1 protein-coding gene is annotated in these 402 nt (G+C 45.8%); it reads left to right on the top strand.

Annotated elements, in window-relative coordinates; genetic code table 11:
* Positions 1 to 402, top strand: a 402-nt coding sequence (locus tag HC175_RS19710) for an aldose epimerase family protein (protein WP_445326499.1), incomplete at both ends; no start/stop codon positions are given.

Genomic DNA, 402 nt, shown 5'->3' on the forward strand with positions numbered 1-402 from the left:
GACGTACATCTTCACGGCGGGGAATTCGGATTTTCATATAAGTTTTGGGAAGTAAAGGAGATCAATGAAGGAGAAGATCCCTTTGTTGTTCTTGAATACAGATCTCCCCATTTTGAGGAAGGTTACCCCGGAAATCTTCATGTGCAGGTGAAATACACGCTTACTGAAGCCGATGAGGTAAAGATCGAATACACCGCCCAAACCGACAGGAAGACGATTGTCAACCTCACCAACCACGCTTATATCAATCTAAATGGCAGAGGTGATGTTGATGACCATAAGTTGCAGATCAAGGCAGAAAAGTACCTGGAAACCAATGCTCAGAAAATACCCACGGGAAGCCTGCCTGATACTGCAGGTACAGAATTGGATTTCCGGAAAGCGGCTGCGATTGGGGAAGTG

It is taken from the genome of Salinimicrobium oceani, assembly GCF_012037645.1.